Origin of the sequence: Bacillus sp. 179-C3.3 HS, assembly GCF_047229225.1 — a bacterium.
GTDB lineage: Bacteria > Bacillota > Bacilli > Bacillales > Bacillaceae > Bacillus.
This window is the reverse complement of record NZ_JBFEFT010000006.1, coordinates 1-16,154: the sequence shown is the minus strand read 5'-3', so window position 1 is coordinate 16,154 and position 16,154 is coordinate 1. Positions and strand designations below refer to the sequence as shown.

General features: G+C 39.6%; 17 protein-coding genes and 1 pseudogene. 11 read left to right on the top strand and 7 right to left on the bottom strand.

The window, feature by feature from the left end; all coding sequences use genetic code 11:
* Nucleotides 1-8 precede the first annotated feature (8 nt).
* The gene (locus AB1K80_RS05785; protein ID WP_412855677.1) at nt 9-413 is read right to left on the bottom strand and encodes a sporulation protein; all 405 of its coding nucleotides are present in this window, start codon (nt 411-413) and stop codon (nt 9-11) included.
* Nucleotides 414-585: 172 nt separating this feature from the next.
* On the opposite strand from AB1K80_RS05785, the gene AB1K80_RS05780 reads away from it, so the two are divergent.
* The gene (locus tag AB1K80_RS05780; protein WP_412855676.1) at nt 586-1,878 is read left to right on the top strand and encodes a M48 family metallopeptidase; all 1,293 of its coding nucleotides are present in this window, start codon (nt 586-588) and stop codon (nt 1,876-1,878) included.
* A gap of 22 nt (nt 1,879-1,900) precedes the next feature.
* On the opposite strand, the gene AB1K80_RS05775 is transcribed toward AB1K80_RS05780, so the two are convergent.
* The 4 genes and pseudogenes from AB1K80_RS05775 to AB1K80_RS05760 all read right to left on the bottom strand — a co-directional run bounded on the left by AB1K80_RS05775 (nt 1,901) and on the right by AB1K80_RS05760 (nt 7,007).
* Nucleotides 1,901-3,046, bottom strand: coding sequence for a serine alkaline protease SapB (locus AB1K80_RS05775; protein ID WP_412855675.1), 1,146 nt, complete (start codon nt 3,044-3,046; stop codon nt 1,901-1,903).
* 391 nt (nt 3,047-3,437) lie between these two features.
* Nucleotides 3,438-4,022 carry a histidine phosphatase family protein gene (locus AB1K80_RS05770; RefSeq protein WP_412855674.1) on the bottom strand — a complete coding sequence of 195 codons (585 nt, stop codon included), beginning with the start codon at nt 4,020-4,022 and terminating at the stop codon, nt 3,438-3,440.
* 63 nt (nt 4,023-4,085) lie between these two features.
* Nucleotides 4,086-5,393 (bottom strand): annotated as a pseudogene (locus tag AB1K80_RS05765) (globin-coupled sensor protein); the annotation flags it as partial.
* Between the two features lie 81 nt (nt 5,394-5,474).
* Nucleotides 5,475-7,007, bottom strand: a complete 1,533-nt coding sequence (locus AB1K80_RS05760) for an FAD-dependent oxidoreductase (RefSeq protein WP_412855673.1) — start codon at nt 7,005-7,007, stop codon at nt 5,475-5,477.
* Between the two features lie 142 nt (nt 7,008-7,149).
* Between AB1K80_RS05760 and AB1K80_RS05755 the strand changes: the two genes are divergently transcribed.
* Complete coding sequence (locus AB1K80_RS05755; RefSeq protein ID WP_412855672.1) at nt 7,150-8,010, top strand: SDR family oxidoreductase; 861 nt, start codon at nt 7,150-7,152, stop codon at nt 8,008-8,010.
* A 53-nt stretch (nt 8,011-8,063) separates the two neighbouring features.
* On the opposite strand, the gene AB1K80_RS05750 is transcribed toward AB1K80_RS05755, so the two are convergent.
* Nucleotides 8,064-8,300: an IDEAL domain-containing protein gene (locus AB1K80_RS05750; RefSeq protein WP_412855671.1), complete on the bottom strand. Its 237-nt coding sequence runs from the start codon at nt 8,298-8,300 to the stop codon at nt 8,064-8,066.
* 290 nt (nt 8,301-8,590) lie between these two features.
* Between AB1K80_RS05750 and AB1K80_RS05745 the strand changes: the two genes are divergently transcribed.
* From AB1K80_RS05745 to AB1K80_RS05705, 9 genes are all read left to right on the top strand, one after another.
* A complete protein-coding gene (locus AB1K80_RS05745) occupies nt 8,591-9,169 on the top strand; it encodes a competence protein ComK (RefSeq protein WP_412855670.1) in 579 nt (192 codons plus the stop codon).
* Nucleotides 9,170-9,327: 158 nt separating this feature from the next.
* The gene (locus AB1K80_RS05740; protein WP_412855669.1) at nt 9,328-10,434 is read left to right on the top strand and encodes a D-TA family PLP-dependent enzyme; all 1,107 of its coding nucleotides are present in this window, start codon (nt 9,328-9,330) and stop codon (nt 10,432-10,434) included.
* Between the two features lie 37 nt (nt 10,435-10,471).
* On the top strand, nt 10,472-11,128 hold the full coding sequence (locus AB1K80_RS05735; protein WP_412855668.1) for a transcriptional regulator: 657 nt from the start codon (nt 10,472-10,474) through the stop codon (nt 11,126-11,128).
* A 268-nt stretch (nt 11,129-11,396) separates the two neighbouring features.
* Complete coding sequence (locus tag AB1K80_RS05730) at nt 11,397-11,879, top strand: hypothetical protein (protein ID WP_412855667.1); 483 nt, start codon at nt 11,397-11,399, stop codon at nt 11,877-11,879.
* Nucleotides 11,880-11,965: 86 nt separating this feature from the next.
* Nucleotides 11,966-12,253 carry a barstar family protein gene (locus AB1K80_RS05725; RefSeq protein WP_412855666.1) on the top strand — a complete coding sequence of 96 codons (288 nt, stop codon included), beginning with the start codon at nt 11,966-11,968 and terminating at the stop codon, nt 12,251-12,253.
* Between the two features lie 144 nt (nt 12,254-12,397).
* Entirely contained in the window at nt 12,398-13,348 is a 951-nt protein-coding gene (locus tag AB1K80_RS05720; protein WP_412855665.1) for an ABC transporter permease, read from the top strand.
* Nucleotides 13,341-14,294 carry an iron chelate uptake ABC transporter family permease subunit gene (locus tag AB1K80_RS05715; protein WP_412855664.1) on the top strand — a complete coding sequence of 318 codons (954 nt, stop codon included), beginning with the start codon at nt 13,341-13,343 and terminating at the stop codon, nt 14,292-14,294. The genes AB1K80_RS05720 and AB1K80_RS05715 overlap by 8 nt, the downstream gene beginning before the upstream one ends.
* The gene (locus AB1K80_RS05710; RefSeq protein ID WP_412855662.1) at nt 14,282-15,040 is read left to right on the top strand and encodes an ABC transporter ATP-binding protein; all 759 of its coding nucleotides are present in this window, start codon (nt 14,282-14,284) and stop codon (nt 15,038-15,040) included. Before AB1K80_RS05715 ends, AB1K80_RS05710 begins: the two co-directional genes overlap by 13 nt.
* A 22-nt stretch (nt 15,041-15,062) precedes the next feature.
* A complete protein-coding gene (locus AB1K80_RS05705; RefSeq protein WP_412855661.1) occupies nt 15,063-16,004 on the top strand; it encodes a siderophore ABC transporter substrate-binding protein in 942 nt (313 codons plus the stop codon).
* Nucleotides 16,005-16,059: 55 nt separating this feature from the next.
* Here the strand turns inward: AB1K80_RS05705 and AB1K80_RS05700 are convergent.
* Nucleotides 16,060-16,154 (bottom strand): IS3 family transposase (locus tag AB1K80_RS05700; RefSeq protein ID WP_211062817.1); only part of this gene is annotated, 95 nt, incomplete at its 5' end.

The following is a 16,154-nucleotide window of genomic DNA, read 5'->3' as shown; positions in this document are numbered from 1 at the left end:
GGAGTCTCTTATGTAGAGGCTCCTTTTTGAATGGCTTCTTGTAATTGTTTTCGAAAAGAATCGGAATGTGTTGGATTGAGTTCATAATACGTTCCATCTACTAGAAAAACGACGTTTGATCGCATTGTCCACAGCTGAAACGATGTTCCATGTGTTTGCCCAAACATGATTTTTGCAGCAAAGTCAGGGTTTTTGAGCTCTTTTTTCGTTTGCCTGCCTTGATTTAATATTTCGATTAAATCTTCAACGGTATCTTTATCACTGATTTCATAAGAGATCGATTCGTTTTTCGGTGAAAGGAATAATGTTTCGACTCGATTCTCATCAAAGATATCACTCGTACGGCTAAACACATAAAAGAAGGTGATCAGTAAAAGACCTAATATCGCAATTCCAGCCATGATTTTCTTCAAGTTGATTCCCCATCTCACAGTTTTACGCTTATCTTCTCCGATTTTAAGGAGCATAATCATTTTTTTCACGTAAGCATTTTCAGTTAGGGCATGCTATGATGGAGCCACATGAGACAGGTTCTAAACAAAAATGTACGTGATTAGAATAGAGAGAGGGAAAGGAGGAAGACAGATGCGAGTACGTAAATGGGTAGCTCTTGCAACATTAGCCTATGTGTTGTATGGCCTTTTTATATATACATATTTGTTTTTGATAGGGGATTCATCGGTACCTGAAAGTGTGAAAGGGACGAGTGCCGATCCGCATACATTTATGACAAGCCGTGAGCTTGTGATCAGTGAACAATACTCTAGCATGCGTCATTTGCTGTATTTTATGACGATACCGTTAGATTGGTATGTCTTTTTTCTTCTGCTTATCTCAGGATTTTCTAGAAAAATAGCTGACTGGAGTCTGACTGCCGCTCGTTTTCAAATATTGTGCAAACTGGTGTATGTGTTTGTGTTATCGCTTCTCACCATGCTCATTTCATTACCAATCAAGTGGATTGGTTATCAACTTTCCCTGCATTACGGGGTTTCTGCACAAAGTACGTCAAGCTGGTTAAAAGATCAAACACTTGATTTTTGGATACAATATCCGATTCTTGCGGTATGTGCCATCGTCTTTTTTTATCTCATTCAAAAAAGAAGAAAGCTATGGTGGCTGTATGCCTGGTTTTTGACCATTCCGGTTACTCTATTCCTTTTTTTCTTACAACCAGTCATCATCGATCCACTGTACAATGACTTTTATCCATTAAAGAATAAAGCGCTTGAGGAAAAAATACTAACACTTGCAGAAGAAGCAAAAATTCCTTCAGATCATGTATATGAAGTGAATATGTCTGAGAAAACAAACACAATGAATGCGTATGTCACTGGGATTGGTGCCAATAAGCGTATAGTACTATGGGATACAACGTTACAAAAATTAAAAGATCGAGAAATTTTATTTATCATGGCGCATGAAATGGGTCACTATGTCATGAAGCATGTCTATATCGGTTTAGCAGGATATTTACTGCTGTCATTGGCCGGCTTTTATGCAGTGCATCGTCTTTATTTTTATCTTTACCAAAGAGGAAGATCTGTTTTTCGGCTGAAGACATCTTCTGATATCGCTGCTCTACCACTTCTTTTGATCATTGTGTCGATGCTTTCTTTTGTCGCATCTCCATTTACAAATGCCGTTTCAAGGCATCAAGAAAAAGCCGCTGACGCGTATGCTTTGAATCTCACAAAGGATGGGGAGGCGGGGGTTACATCTTTTCAAAAACTTGCAAAGTCAGGATTGTCTCAAGTTCATCCCCCGCTTTTAGTCAAAATATTCCGGTACGGGCATCCAACGATGATGGAGAGAATCATTGAGATGGAAAAGTATGCAGAAAAAGAGGAACAGCAAACAAAAAATCCGGCGCGATAAGCCGGATTTTTTGCATCTTCATTTAATTAGTTGCTGCTTGAGCGTTAATTAATCCTTTTCCATAGTAGAATGACGTACCAATCGGTGTCGCCGTATTTTCTAAACGCTGACGAACTTGTGTAGGAGATAGATTTGGATACTTAGAAAGAATAAGCGCTGCAGCGCCTGCTACATGAGGAGATGCCATGGAGGTACCTGTATAAGATGTATACCCACTGCTTGGTACTGTACTTAAGATGGATGTACCTGGTGCTGAAACATTTAATTCTGGTCCTGCGCTAGAAGATGTATTTCTCACATTGTTGCTGTTCACATTAGCAACCGCAATGGTAGAGTCATATTTTGCTGGGTAGCCGACAGTGCTTGTCGAACCATTAGAACCTGAATTACCTGCAGCGGCAACAACAACGACTCCGCGATTGTTGGCTGTGTCAACCGCATTTTTAAGTGCAGTTGAACCAGTTGCCCCACCTAAACTCATATTGATGACATCCATGTTATTGGCTACAGCCCATTCAATCCCGCTAATAATCCAGCTATATTGACCATCACCATTACGATCTAGCACTTTGACGGCAAATAAGGAGGCATTTGGTGCGACACCTAGAACACCAATGGAGTTATCAAGGGCTGCAATGGTACCTGCTACGTGAGTTCCGTGTGATTGAAAATCTTGAGTGGCATTTGGTTCTGAAGGGACGAAGCTGGCACCGCCGGCAACATTTAAGTCAGGGTGTGCAGCGTGGATTCCAGTATCAAGGACTGCTACTTTGACATTAGCACCTTTATAGCCTTGTGCGTGTACTGCTGGAGCTTTGATTTGAGGGATACCATAAGGAACGGTTTGTGCATATGCTTCTGCTTTGTGGTCTTCTTCTACATAAGCAATGCTAGGGTCGTTTTCGAGTTTTTTAGCGGCTTGTTCAGACATTTTTACTTGTGCTGCATTGATGAGTCGATATTGCTTTTCTACTTTTCCACCATTCTGAGTCACAGCCTGTTTTTTGGCGCTGTTTGTGGTGGCAGAAGCTTTGAAGCCAACGATGAAACTTTTTTCGCTCTCTGTCTTTGAGATGGTCTCAGCATTTGCCATTGAGCCACCAAATCCAGCAGAGAAGAGAAGGGGGACAGCCAATAAAACACTTGTCATCACATTTTTCTTTTTCACGCACTCTACACATCCCTTTTTCTTATTTCAGAATAATCATCGCTAGTCTATATGATTGATGCGTTTGATTATTCTGTATTTTCAGTCTAAGGGAATTGGGCAAATAAGAATAGGCCTAAAAATTCATGAAAGTCCTAGCGGAAATTAAGGAATTAAGTCACTTGGTAAAGATGTTAAAATATGTTTATTTGTGAAAATAGGTGATTTTCTGTTAAATAAGAAGAGTGCCTTTTTTCTTATGGCTGATTTTGTGACAAACTATTGAAATTCAATATGCTCTAAAATGGGTATATAAGTCTATCTTCTATCTCAAATTTCGATATAAAAAAACATTATTTCATAAACGTTTCTGACATCAAAAAAGAACCTGTTCTGAGACAGGTTCTTTTTGTTAAGAAGGTGAAGTTTGAGTGAAATGACTGACCACGTTGAACTCACGGAGCTCCCATTTACCATCTAACCATTCGATATGGTTTAAGCAGGCATTCTCAAGTTTTGTCTCTCGAAGACCTACATGTTCGTCGGCAATAGCGCTAAGCAGTGCATGAATGGCAGCCCCATGAGCCACAATCAATATTTTCTGATTTGGGTAAGAAGCATGTAATGTTTGAATGCCTTCTAGCATTCGGTTTTGCATGTCAGTTAGTGGTTCCATGTTTGGGTATTGTTTATCTGGAAACCGTTTCTGACGTTCTTCAAACGACATGCCTTCAGCATCTCCGTAGTCACGCTCAATGAAATCGTCCATGATCAATAGTGGTGCCTGAACATGTTGTTGAATCAATTGGGCTGTTTCTTTTGCCCTTGATAATGGGCTGGAAATGATCACATCCCAATGAAAATCCTTTAGATAGCGTCCAGTTTGTTCAGCTTGCCATCTTCCGGTTTCATTTAAAGGGATATCCGTTCTTCCTTGAATTCGTTTCGCTGCATTCCAGTCGGTTTCCCCGTGTCTGACTAGACAAATGGTTGTCAATCATTATCCCGCCTTTTCTCTCTTTTTTTCCTATTATACTAAATCGGAAAAGGAATGACTGGATTAATGATTTGTCAGACTAGTTAATGATTCGACAGAACCTGCCACTTGGGAAACGGTTTGCTTCACTTCTTTTAATTCGTTTAAGAACGTTTGAAGATCTAATTCGATTTTTCCATTTTGATTTTTACTTACATTCATGCTGCTCACAATATCATCAAAGAGTGAATTGATTTGAGTCATTTTTTCTTTACTGTCTGTCACAAGTAAATTTACATGTGCAATATGCTGTGACACAATAGAAATTTGCGAATTCGTGTTATTCACAAGCTCTGACACAGTAGAAACCGTTTTCTTCGTGTCTTCTGATAATTTACGAACTTCGTTTGCAACGACGGCAAAGCCTTTTCCATGTTCACCTGCTCGTGCAGATTCAATCGAGGCATTCAACGATAGCAAGTTTGTTTGTTCTGCAATGCCTGTGACAATCCCGAAAATCTGTTCAATCTGTTTGGCGATTTCTTCTAAACGTTTCATTTCTGTTTCAATCTCTGTCATACTGCCATCGATCTGATTCATTTGTGTTTGTTGAATTTCTAATTCTTTTTTACCGCCAATTGATTTTTCTTCCACCTGTGCAGAGATCTTCGTACCTGCTTGAGACATGTCAGCCATTTCATCAGATTTAGAAACGAGCTTGTCCACTGCACTTGTTGTGTGTGAGAACAGAGAAGCAAGTGAGTGAGAGGTCTCAGTGATTTTTGTGTGAAGCTCCTGTTGTTGTACTTCTGCTTCATCACGAATTTTCGAATACTCGTTTTGGAAGGTATCTAGAACAAGCTGTTGCTCCAAATTTAAAATCTTTGTCGTCGCTTTGATCGCACCCTGATATTCTTTGAAATCTTCTATATGATTGGCGAATAAATCCATAATGGATATTAAAAGGTCTTGGAAGGCAGCCATATACCATTTTGGCTGAAGCCCAATGCGTAAATGAACTTGTGCAATTTTGATTCGTTTTGCAATATAGGCTTCGTCAATCACTCCTGCAAACATTTCACTAATATGAATGCGAAGCGTCTTTTTTAAACGGTCAACTGAACTGTTATCTTGGATGATATGCATCAAGGAAGACTCAATTTCTAAGTTTTTATAAAATTTATTCACGATATGTTCGATTTCATCCTGAACAAGTGGATTTAACTGTTTTAGAATGAAAAGGTCTTGGTGTGTTAAGTCAATCATTTGAATCTGTTTGGTGATATCTGAATTCCCCGAAACATTGATTCTTTTGGTTCCATCATCCTGCTGATTGAAAAAAGCAGCATGTTTCTTTTTTGGCTCTTTTTTAAATAACAATGTTATTGCCCCCCGTAATCATCACAAAATATCAGACTTTATGTTTTTTATCGGTTCATTTTTACTTTTTTTTAGGGGGGAACAGTGAAATTTTTACTGTTCTTTATATGACCTTTTTAGTGGTTTTTTTGCAGGTCCTTCCATCACTTCACCAGTAATTGAAAAACGTGAGCCGTGACAAGGACAATCCCATGTGCGATCACTATTGTTCCATGCCACTTCACATCCTAGGTGAGTACAAGTTGTATCGACAAGATAGACACTGCCATCCTCTGATTTATAGGCACCGCACTTCTGATCGTCATACGACACAATGCCGCCTTCGCCTGGTTTTAAATCATCAATGGTTTGATCTGGTTGTTTGAATTTACCGCTTATCAGCTGACCGGCAACATTGGCGTTTTCTTTCACAAAGTCTTTAATGAATGAATCAGACATGCCGCGGGATGGGGTAAAAATAGATGCGTATGGATTCGGTTTATCCTCAATCAAATCCCCAATCAGACTTGCTGCGACATGGCTTGTGGTCATGCCCCATTTTCTAAATCCGGTGGCAACAAATAGATTTGAATGATGTTTGGTTAAATGCCCGATATAAGGGATTTGATCCATTGTGACCATATCGTGTGTTGACCAACGATACAAAATGTCTTCAAGTCCGAGCGTTTCTTCGCCAAACGTCTCAAGAGCTGCGTAATGAGACGATTCATCCCCGCCTTGACCAGTTTTATGACCCTCACCGCCAAGGAGAACGACTTCTTCTCCATTGATTTCAGCAGTTCTTAAGGAATGTGCAGGCTGGTCGATTCCTAAGTACATTCCGCGTGGGAGTGGCTTTTTTGTTTTAGCTGCTACGACATATGATTGTTCAGGGTGAATTCGGGTAAAATAAAGGCCTTTCCCATCGTAAAAGGGGAAGTGTGTGCAAGAAATGATATAGCGACCTGTTAGATCGTGACCATTTTTGGTGATAACAGCCGGTCTGTTTCCTTCTTTCACATCGACTGCGGTCGTCTGTTCATATATTCGCACCCCCCGTTCGATGAGCAATTCGACGAGTGCATGTAAGTATTGAAGGGGATGAAATTGTGCCTGCTGTGTCATCACGAGCGCGGCTTTGATGTCAGGATCAAACGAAAGATCCGTCTTCCAATCACGATCAATCCCTAACTGTTTATAGGCATCTAATTCTTGCTCTAATTTCTTTACACCTTTTTCTTCTTTCGTATAAAGATAAGCATCCCTTACCTCTAGCTGACAATCAATTTGATGTTCTTCTATGCGTTTTTGGATGAGCTCTCTTGCTTTTTCATTTGCTTCTACATACAATCTGGCTTTTGGCATGCCAATTTGTTGAATGAGCTCATGGTAGTACACATCGTGCTGTGACGTGATCTTCGCTGTTGTATGACCAGTCGTGCCTTGCAACAAGTGATCCGCATCAATCAAAATGACATCGTATCCACGCTCCGTCATGTCATATGCTGTAGCGATACCAGTGATACCGCCTCCTACGATGATGACATCTGCTGTAAGATCCTCTGATACTGGTGGAAAAGAATGCTTCTTATTTTGTGCTAGCCATAAAGAGGTTGCCTGCTCTTTTCCTTTATGTTCTTGTTCCATATTGTCGCCTCCATTGAGTTGTTGTGTATAATTTTTCCACAATCGTGAAAATCATACATCCGAACGGAAATGTACATGAAATACATAAAAACATCACCTTCACATAAAAATAAACGAGATAAAAGGAAGGAGTGGACGAACGATGTCAACAAAGCAACCGAAAAAAACATTACCGCCTCAGCATCAGCAGGAACGTCCTGGTCTTGAATATAAAATGGAACCTCGACCGATTTTTGATCGACAAGTGCAAGAGAGAAAATTAGCAGGAAAAACAGCGATTGTAACGGGGGGAGATAGTGGAATTGGGAGAGCCGTGTCCGTCTTATTTGCGAAAGAAGGCGCAAATGTGGCGATTGTGTACTTGAATGAACATCGTGATGCCGAAGAGACGAAGGCATATATTGAAAAGGCGGGAGGGCATGTCATCTTAATTGCGGGTGACTTAGGAGATGAGGCTTTTTCACATGAGGTCGTCAAAAAAACAAAAGATGCTTTCGGTTCGATTGATATCTTGGTGAACAATGCAGGTGAACAGCACCCGCAAAAAAGCATCGAGCAGATTACGTCACATCAACTTCTTCGAACATTTCAAACAAATATTTTTGCCATGTTTTATTTAACAAAAGCTGTGCTTCCTCATTTCAAGAAAGGGAGTACCATTATTAATACAACATCTGTCACCGCCTATAAAGGTCACGAAACCTTAATTGATTATTCATCGACAAAAGGAGCGGTCGTGACATTTACGAGATCATTATCTCTTTCTTTGGTGAAACAAGGGATTCGAGTGAACGGGGTTGCGCCTGGACCGATTTGGACACCGCTCATTCCATCTACTTTTACAGAAAAGGAAGTATCTGAATTTGGCGGAAATGTTCCAATGGAAAGACCCGGTCAGCCAGTAGAGCTTGCACCGAGCTACTTATTTTTGGCGAGCGATGATTCGTCTTATATGAATGGACAAATTCTACATGTTAATGGTGGAACGATATTAAATGGATAAACAAAAAACTTGCGGGAAAAAGACGAATAGCTGTCTTTTTTCCGCAAGTAATATCAACGATGAAGCAAACAATGTTCTGCATATTGAGCTGATAGGTCATGGAATCGTTTTTCATCACGCTGATCCAGTGCCTTATCAATCTCTTCTTTTAGGAAGGTTAAGCGCTGTTTATAAAGCGCCTCATCCAACACCATTTGAATATAGATGTCTAAAATGGTGTTGCCGTGTTCTTCGGTTTTAAGGGTGTTGCGGGACTTCATGAGCTCAGCATACGTTTTTTTCTCTTTCATAAAGAATCCCCCCGATGCCTTTTTTATAGTATATGGATTGCCGGAGAAAAAATCAATAAAAATTTATAATTTTTAGACAATTTATTTTTGAGTAAAATCGACAACTTCATTTCAATCGACACGATCTGATCTGACTGAAAATTGTTTTTAAATGATTCGAATGGACTAAAAAATATGATAAAAAGATGATTTTTTATAAAAAATGAAAAAATCCTGTCGTTTCTTATATATTGGTGATAGATTAATAGTATCTTCTAAAATAACCAAAAATTAACACAGGAGGAAATGAAGTGTCAGGAATTAGTGGAACACCTTTAGATTCATATGTCATTAATCAAACAACAATGGCTATTCTACCAATTGAAGAAGGAAAAAGAGTATATTCAAAAGTAATTGAAAGAGAGACATGCTTTTTTGTTGAGCTAAAACCGCTGCAAATCATCGAACGTAGCTGTCGATTCTTTGGGTCAAGCTATGCAGGTAGAAAAGCAGGAACATACGAAGTAACGGGTATCTCTCATAAGCCCCCCATTGTGATTGACTCATCCAATCATCTATATTTCTTCCCAACATATTCATCCAACCGCCCTCAGTGCGGATGGATTTCCCACAAATACATCCATACCTTCCAGGAATCATCCTTCGGAGACACGATTGTCACGTTTATCAATGATCAAACAGTCGAGCTTGATGTTTCATACAAATCATTTGAGAGTCAGGTGCACCGTACCGCGTATCTTCGAACGAAATTTCAAGACCGCCTCGATGGAGGTCTTCCGAAAAAGCAAGAGTTCATGCTTTATCCTAAGGAGCAACAGCTGAACCTTGTCTACGATTTTATATTAAGGGAACTCCGGAATAAATATTAGTCAATAACCAGCGGCAGACAGTCGCTGGTTTTGTTGAACGAGAGTCCACTGTCATTAGTTCTTTCCTTTAAAATACCATTGATAAGCATATAAAAAATTATATAATTTAACTATAACGTGTAAAAAAATATATATCTGACAATGAAGGGGAAATGATGATGACATATCAAGAACTTGATACGCCGGCACTATTAATTGATCAACAGGTCATGATGGACAATTTAGTCGCGATGCAGCAATATGCTGATCGACAGCAAGTAAAGCTTCGTCCTCATACGAAAACACATAAGACACCAAGGCTTGCAAGGTTACAGGAAGAATTGGGGGCGTCTGGCATTACAGTGGCGAAAGTAGGCGAAGCCGAAGTGATGGCGGAAAATGGATTAACAGATATCTTTATTGCAAATCAAATTGTGGGTGAGAAAAAACTAAAACGAATTCGAAAACTAGCAGAAACGATACAGATTTCATTCGGAATAGATTGTGTAGAGCATGTTCTACAAATTGAAGAGGTCTTTCGCGGAGCAGAGAAGAAAGCGGAAGTTCTAATTGAAATCGAAGTGGGTGAAGGGAGATCTGGAGTGATTGAGGAAAGTGATTTCCGCCAACTCCTCAATGCAATCAAGGCATGTGATGTTATCCATTTAAAGGGCATTTTTTCTCACGATGGACATACGTATCAAGCGGAAAGTAAAGCACATTGTCAGGCGTTATATGAGGAGGCTGTCAATCGAACGCTCCGATTTGCACAGCTTGCAGCTGAGGAAGGAATGACGCTTGAGGTTGTGAGCATTGGTTCGACCCCACCATTTTTGTTTCAATTCGATATCCCACAAGGGGTGACTGAAATGAGACCAGGCACGTATATGTTGATGGATGCCTCTCAATCGAATGTGATTGGCACATATTCACATTGTGCAGCAACCGTCTTGACAACTGTGATCAGCAAACCTACAAAGGAACGGGTTATTACGGATGTTGGCGCGAAAGGGATCACGGCACAAACACGTTCAAAAGGGCTGACGAAGACAAAGGGATTAGGCAAAATCAAAGAATATGACGATGTATTTGTTTCAGATGTATTTGACGAACACGCCATTATTTATCATGAAGGATTTCGTGAACGTGTTCAGATAGGGGACAAGGTTCAAATCATTCCTAATCATATTTGTCCAGTCATGAATCTTCATGAGAAAGCGTACTTCATTCAAGATGGTGAAGTGATAGAAGAACTATCTGTTGCCTGTAAAGGAAAACTTCAATAATGAAAGTCCATCCATCAGGAACATTGGAGTGAAAAACATGTCAGACGTAACAAAGCAACTACATCACTATATTCCGATTGCTAAAACCATTGCACATATGTTTGGTCCGTCATGTGAAGTGGTGATTCATGATCTGACTCAGCCTCAATCTTCCGTCATTTTTACCATCAACGATCATGTAACAGGGAGAAAGGTTGGTCAATCCTTTGATCATCTAGTCAAGCAAGTCCTTCTGTCTGATGAGTTTTCTGATGATTATTTAGCTGGATATGAAGTCAGCACAACTGATGGGAGAACGATCAAGGCATCTACGACGTTGCTTCGTGATGAGGAACAGCAAGTCATTGGTGCATTATGTATCAATTATGATACGAGTGCTGTGTATCAAGTGAAAGAATTATTAGACCAGCTCATCCCTGGCACATCTCAAGAAGTATCGAATCAACCGACAACTGAAAGCAGAGATTCTATGCAAAGTGTCGATGAGATTGCGAATCGGTTAATTGATCAAATCATTTCTCATCACAAAGGTTCATTAAAGAAACGACAAGATAAAATCGATCTCATCCGTTTTATGGATGAAAAGGGAATTTTCCTGATGAAAGGTTCAGTTGATCAAGTAGCGGAGCGTTTAGGCATATCGAAGGTTACTGTTTACAGTTATTTAGATGAATTGAAAAAAATGCAAGAGTAAAAAAAGGCGCCGAAAGGGGTCTTTTTCTAATGAAGTGAAACCAGATACGGAGGGTCGATCGTCTATTCATAGGACGGGATTGAACTCAATGAAAGGAAGGGGAAATGTGGACCATTAGATGTATTTTTATCCATTTTTTCATAATTAACAGAAGTGTCACAAGCTGTCTGTTACAATAAAAAGATATCATTTCTGGCAAAGTGTTATATGAAGTAAAGGATGATTTTTTTTGACCGATATGAACGGAAATAAGAAATGGAGGCTGTGTATGAACAAACGATGGCATTTCATGCTGTTGCTAACCGTGACAGTCACTTTACTAGCAGCCTGTAATCAAGCAGGTCAGTCGCCTTCAAAGCAAGAGACAAAAGAAACCGCGTATGAACAGTGGGTTCAGCGCTATATGGATGATTTAAATGAAGCTTATGAAAAAATGACAGAACAATTTATTTCGGATGGACACGGAAAGATTCAAACAACGGACGCATTGGAAAAAGAAACACAAGCATTTGATCGTGTCATTCAAAGAGGACTTGCACATCAAGAAGTACCAGCTTCGTATAAGCAGGCAGACAAACAATTAAAGACAGGTCTGGCTTCCTTTGAGAAAGCGGTTAATCAGGTAGAGAAGTTGTTGCAACAGCCAGATCAAGAGAAACGATTCATTTCAGCTACACACCATTTACAAGATGGGCTGCAAGAGACAACCGCATTTATGGAAGATTTACATGAAAGATTGCAAGCAAAATAGGTTTTCTGTTTTGGCCCATGCTTGTTGAAAAAAGTATGTTCTAGTTTCTTTCGTTTCAAATGAAGACAAAAGAGGGGAAGATACACATGGAAAAAGTTCGGCTGAATGGAGCGGCATGTCAGTCGCAAGAGGCGCTTCACAATCAATTGATAGACACTTTGCATCTGCCTAATCATTATGGGAAAAACCTTGATGCGCTGTGGGACTGTTTGACAGGAGAAGTGTCTCTTCCTATTGAACTGACATGGGTTGATTTTCAAGTGAGTAAAAAATACTTAGGAGATTATGCAGAGAGCTTGCACCAACTATTTAAAGAAGCAGAAGAAGAGCTTGCAGGGCAATTTCAATTCAAAATCGTAGAAGAAAACAGCTGATTTGATCGGCTGTTTTTTTATATCAGACAAACTTCCTTTTGTTGCTATTGAATATTTCACTAAATGTGATAATATATGAACTGCAGCTAACTGATAATGATAATCATTTGTAGCGTAGAGCTTGATAGAAAGTGAGAAACCTGTATGAAGTTGTATCAATTGAGTTTGTTGTTTGCATGTTTGGCATTTGCATCACTATTTGTTGGTGTACAGGACCTTTCCATATTCCAGTTGTTTCATTTAACGGACTTGCAGATGAATACCTTATTTTCAAGTCGTATACCACGATTGACAAGCATTGTGCTTGCTGGAATGAGCCTTAGTATATGCGGTTTTATTATGCAGAGCTTAACGAGAAATAAATTCGTATCACCGACCACTGCAGGAACGATGGATTGGGCAAAGTTAGGTATTTTAGTGTCCATGCTCGTTTTTGCACAAGCGACTCCGCTCATGAAAATGGGGATCGCGTTTGTGTTCACTTTACTAGGTAATTTCCTTTTCTTAAAGATTTTGCAACATATTAAGGTAAACGATACGATTTATGTACCGTTAGTTGGTTTAATGTTTGGTGGAATTATCAGTTCCATTTCCACGTTTATAGCCTATAAATATGACCTGATCCAAAACGTATCCGCATGGCTTCAAGGAGATTTCTCCCTTATTGTTCAGGGACGTTATGAATTGCTCTATGTGAGCGTTCCACTCCTGATCATTGCGTATTTATATGCCGACAAATTTACGGTAGCTGGCATGGGAGAGAGCTTTGCCGTTAACTTAGGTCTAACGTATAAACGTGTGATGGCGGTTGGATTAATCATTGTGTCTATGGTCTCTTCTGTCACCATTTTGACAGTCGGGATGCTACCATTCCTTGGTTTAATCATTCCTAATATTGTATCGCTCTACCGCGGTGATCATTTGAAAAAGAGCTTACCGCATACAGCCTTACTCGGGGCCATTTTTGTCCTCGTTTGTGATGTGCTCGGTAGGATCATGATTTACCCGTACGAAATTTCTGTTGGGCTCATGGTGGGCATCATCGGAAGTGCGATCTTCCTGTACATGCTATTAAGGAGAAAACGCTATGCATAAGAAACATAAACTACAACTCATTGCTTTGATGGCGATCGGAGTTATTGTTCTCTATCTCACTTATCAAATCGGGTACTGGGAGTACACAGTGCCAAGTCGTTTGAAGAAGATACTTGCCATCACATTGACAGGAGGCGCGATTGCGTTTTCCTCTGTTGTGTTTCAAACCTTGACCAACAACCGAATATTGACGCCAAGCATTTTAGGATTAGATGCATTGTACTTGTTTTTGCAAACAGCGATTATTTATCTCTTTGGATCAACAAATTTGTTCATCACAAATAAAAATCTGAACTTTTTTGTTTGTGTGGGACTCATGGTGTTTTTCTCCGTTCTATTGTATACGGTGATGTTTAAGCGCAAAAACAAGAACATATTCTTGCTACTACTTGTCGGGATTGTTTTTGGGACATTGTTTAAGAGTTTATCTTCTTTTATGTCGATGTTGATTGATCCGAATGAATTCCAGGTCGTACAGGATAAATCATTTGCTAGCTTTAATCATATGAACACAGATATTCTATTCATTTCTTCTATTTTATTTGTGGTTCTATGTCTTTATATTTGGAGATTCCGTTCTATTTTAGATGTGATGTCTTTAGGAAAAGAACATGCTGTTAACTTAGGGATTGATTATGACAGGATCACGAAAAAGATGCTCATGATTATTGCGGTGCTTGTGTCTATTGCGACAGCACTTGTTGGACCTATTACGTTTCTTGGTTTATTAGTTGTGAACGTCGCTAGAGAGCTGTTTCGTACATATCAGCACACGTATTTGCTGATCGGATCTTTTTTCATCAGTGTCATTGCGTTAGTAGGTGGTGTGTTTCTTGTTGAAAAGGTCTTTCATTTTCAGACACCACTCAGTGTCATCATTGATTTAGTTGGCGGATTGTATTTTATTTATTTACTTTTAAAGGAGAGTCGTTCATGGTCGCGATGAAGGGAGTCAGTAAGACATATAACGGGAAAACAGTGCTTCACGACACATCTGTCAATGTGAAAAAAGGACAGCTGACCTCTCTCATTGGTCCAAATGGTGCTGGTAAAAGTACACTTTTATCGATCATGAGTCGCCTGATTCAACCAGACACAGGCACAGTTTACTTAGATGAGAAGCCGTATAGTGCTTATTCCACGCAAGATCTTGCGAAAAAAATGAGTATTTTAAAACAGTCCAATCATATGAGTGTGAGGCTGACTGTTCGGGAGCTTGTGAGCTTTGGCCGCTTTCCTTATTCACAAGGCCATCTGACTAGTGAAGATCAGAAGATGATTGATGTGTCACTTCAATATATGAAGCTCGTTGACCTCCAAGATCAATATGTAGACGAACTAAGCGGTGGGCAAAAACAAAGAGCATTCATTGCGATGGTGTTAGCGCAGGATACGGATTATATTTTCCTAGATGAGCCTTTAAATAATTTGGACATGAATCATTCGGTTGAGATGATGAAGCTGTTTCAACAGCTCGTCAAAGAGCTTGGGAAAACGATTGTTGTCGTTCTCCATGATATTAATTTTGCATCTGTCTATTCTGATCATATCGTGGCCTTAAAAGATGGGCACGTCGTCCAAGAGGGCGGAGTAGATGAAGTGATCCAAACAGATGCGCTGGAACAAATTTATGACATGCGTATACCAATTGAAGTCATTCGTGGTGAACGTATTTGCTTATATTTTTCTTAAAAAAATGATGAGGTGAACAGACATGAAAAAATGGATATGGATGATGACTTTATTGACAGCGATCGTTGTACTCGCTGCTTGCGGAAATCAAGGGAAAACAGAAGGGAAAAATGAAGAAACCATCACTGTTAAGGACATGCTGAATAAAGAGGGCGTGGAAATCAAGAAAAACCCGAAAAAAGTCGTTGTGTTCGACATGGGCAGTCTTGATACATTGGACAAGCTTGGTGTGAATGTCACAGCATTGCCAAAACAAGCAGTCCCAGCTTACTTGTCTAAATATGAAGATGACAAATATCAAAATGTTGGTGGTTTGAAAGAGCCTGATTTTGAGAAAATTGCTGAAATTGACCCTGATTTGATTATTATTCAGAATCGTCAAGCAGAAGCATTCGATGAATTTAAAAAAATCGCCCCAACGATTATCATGAATGTAGACAATACAAACTATATGGAATCGTTCAAGAAGAATGTCAACACGTTAGGTGAAATTTTTGGTAAAGAAGACGAAGTGAAAAAAGAGTTAGCGGCTATTGATGAGAAGGTAAAATCATTACAAGAGCAGACAAAAGACATGAAGCAAAATGGCTTAATTATCATGGCGAACGATAGTAAAATGTCTGCATTTGGTCCTCAATCAAGATACGGATTGATTCATGATGTTTTTGGCATCACACCGGCAGATCAGAAGCTAGATCCAGCTGACAGACATGGCAAAAGTATTTCTTATGAATATATGGTCAAAACCAATCCAGATTACTTATTTGTCGTTGACCGAGGTGCAGCGATCGGTGGAGAAACGTCTGCGAAACAGCTTGTTGAAAATCATTATGTGAAGTCAGTAAAAGCGGTTAAAAACAACAACGTGATCTATTTAAGCTCAGACATGTGGTATTTATCTGGTGGCGGTCTTGTCTCAATGTCTGCCATGATTGATGAAGTGAAACAAGGAATTGAAAAATAAAGCAAAAGCTGCTCGGGACTGACCCCCGTTTTTGAGACAGGGATCAAAAACACCTTTATACAGCCAACTGCCGATAGTTTATCGGTGATTGGTTGTTTAGTTTTGTTTGAATACGAATGTTGTTATAATAATAAATGTATTCTTTGACAG

Excerpts from the sequence above, each read along its gene's own strand:
- AB1K80_RS05780 (WP_412855676.1), top strand. The coding sequence starts at position 586 with ATGCGAGTACGTAAATGGGTAGCTCTTGCAACATTAGCCTATGTGTTG.
- AB1K80_RS05760 (WP_412855673.1), bottom strand. The coding sequence starts at position 7,007 with ATGGAACAAGAACATAAAGGAAAAGAGCAGGCAACCTCTTTATGGCTA.
- AB1K80_RS05755 (WP_412855672.1), top strand. The coding sequence starts at position 7,150 with ATGTCAACAAAGCAACCGAAAAAAACATTACCGCCTCAGCATCAGCAG.
- AB1K80_RS05750 (WP_412855671.1), bottom strand. The coding sequence starts at position 8,300 with ATGAAAGAGAAAAAAACGTATGCTGAGCTCATGAAGTCCCGCAACACC.
- AB1K80_RS05740 (WP_412855669.1), top strand. The coding sequence starts at position 9,328 with ATGACATATCAAGAACTTGATACGCCGGCACTATTAATTGATCAACAG.
- AB1K80_RS05735 (WP_412855668.1), top strand. The coding sequence starts at position 10,472 with ATGTCAGACGTAACAAAGCAACTACATCACTATATTCCGATTGCTAAA.
- AB1K80_RS05730 (WP_412855667.1), top strand. The coding sequence starts at position 11,397 with ATGAACAAACGATGGCATTTCATGCTGTTGCTAACCGTGACAGTCACT.
- AB1K80_RS05725 (WP_412855666.1), top strand. The coding sequence starts at position 11,966 with ATGGAAAAAGTTCGGCTGAATGGAGCGGCATGTCAGTCGCAAGAGGCG.
- AB1K80_RS05720 (WP_412855665.1), top strand. The coding sequence starts at position 12,398 with ATGAAGTTGTATCAATTGAGTTTGTTGTTTGCATGTTTGGCATTTGCA.
- AB1K80_RS05715 (WP_412855664.1), top strand. The coding sequence starts at position 13,341 with ATGCATAAGAAACATAAACTACAACTCATTGCTTTGATGGCGATCGGA.
- AB1K80_RS05710 (WP_412855662.1), top strand. The coding sequence starts at position 14,282 with ATGGTCGCGATGAAGGGAGTCAGTAAGACATATAACGGGAAAACAGTG.
- AB1K80_RS05705 (WP_412855661.1), top strand. The coding sequence starts at position 15,063 with ATGAAAAAATGGATATGGATGATGACTTTATTGACAGCGATCGTTGTA.